We start from the raw sequence: 1,433 nt of genomic DNA on the forward strand, positions 1-1,433 counted from the left end.
GAGCCTGTCCTGAATTTTGTGTTCGGGGCATAACATGACCCAGAGGACCAGTTATGCCCAGCAAGACGAAGTTGAAGAACGCGGAGATCGCGGCGAAGTCGGCTGCACTGCCGAAAATCCCCAAGGAGCTGATTGACCAGTTCGTGACCGGCCCGATGACGGGGGAGGCGGTGAACGCCGCCTCAATGGCCTTCAAGAAGGCCCTGATCGAGCGGGCCATGGGCGCCGAGCTCGGGCACCACCTTGGCTACCCTGCTGGAGCGGCAAAGCCCGATACGGCCGGCAACCAACGAAACGGCACCACGGGCAAGACTGTGCTGACCGGGGAAGGCCCCCTGCGCTTGGACATTCCGCGCGACCGGGACGGCAGCTTCAGCCCAATCCTGATTCCCAAGCACGAGCGGCGCTTCACCGGCTTTGACGACAAGATCATCGCCATGTACGCGCGCGGCATGACCATGCGCGAGATTCAGGGCTTCCTGCTGGAGAGCTACGGGGTCAACGTCTCCGCCGAGTTCATCAGCTCGGTCAGCGAGGCGGTGATGGCTGAGGTCACTGCCTGGCAGTCACGCCCGCTGGAGCCGATGTACCCGGTGGTCTTCTTCGACGCGCTGCGCGTGAAGATCAAGGAAGACGCGGTGGTGCGCAACAAGGCGATCTACCTCGCGCTGGGCGTGCTGCCCGATGGCAGCCGCGACATCCTGGGCCTGTGGATCGAAGGCACCGAGGGCGCCAAGTTCTGGATGAAGGTGTTCAACGACCTACAGACCCGCGGGGTGGGTGACATCCTGATTGCCGTCACCGACGGCCTCAAAGGCATGCCCGAGGCGCTGAGCACCGTGTTTCCGGCCACCACCTTGCAGACGTGCATCGTGCACCTGATTCGCAACAGCCTGGACTACGCCGGCTGGAAAGAGCGAAAGACACTTGCTGCGGCAATTCGCCCGATCTACACCGCTGCCAGCGCCGACGCCGCAGAGACCGAACTGGACGCCTTCGAGCGGGGGCCGTGGGGGCAGAAATTTCCCACCGTCGTGGCTGCCTGGCGGCGCGCCTGGAGCCACGTGATTCCCTTCTTCGTGTTTCCGCCGCAGATCCGCCGCGTGATCTACACGACGAACGCGATCGAGAGCATCAACTCGCAGCTGCGCAAGATCATCAAGAGCCGCGGGCACTTCCCAAGTGACGATTCGGTCAGCAAGTTGCTCTGGCTAGCCCTGCGCAACATCACCGCCGACTGGGGCCACCCCGCGCACCATTGGAAGGAAGCGATGAACCAGTTCGCCATCCTCTACGAAGACCGATTCACCCGAAGGACCGCCCCGTAAGATGCACCGACTTGCCCACCGCGGCGTGCGTTCGTCGCAAGCGACGCCCGCCGCCGTGGACAAGTCTGCCGAGCGCCTCGAACACAAAAATTCGGACAGCCCCAT

At 63.4% G+C, this 1,433-nt stretch carries 1 protein-coding gene; it reads left to right on the top strand.

Annotation, left to right across the window (positions count from 1 at the left end; translation table 11 throughout):
• Positions 1–53: 53 nt before the first annotated feature.
• Entirely contained in the window at positions 54–1,328 is a 1,275-nt protein-coding gene (locus tag JJ685_RS29540) for an IS256 family transposase (protein ID WP_201677985.1), read from the top strand.
• Positions 1,329–1,433 lie beyond the last annotated feature (105 nt).

It is taken from the genome of Ramlibacter monticola (assembly GCF_016722785.1).
Taxonomy (GTDB): Bacteria; Pseudomonadota; Gammaproteobacteria; order Burkholderiales; family Burkholderiaceae_C; genus Ramlibacter; species Ramlibacter monticola.

Coding starts and splice junctions, on each gene's coding strand:
- JJ685_RS29540 (WP_201677985.1), top strand. CDS start 54: ATGCCCAGCAAGACGAAGTTGAAGAACGCGGAGATCGCGGCGAAGTCG.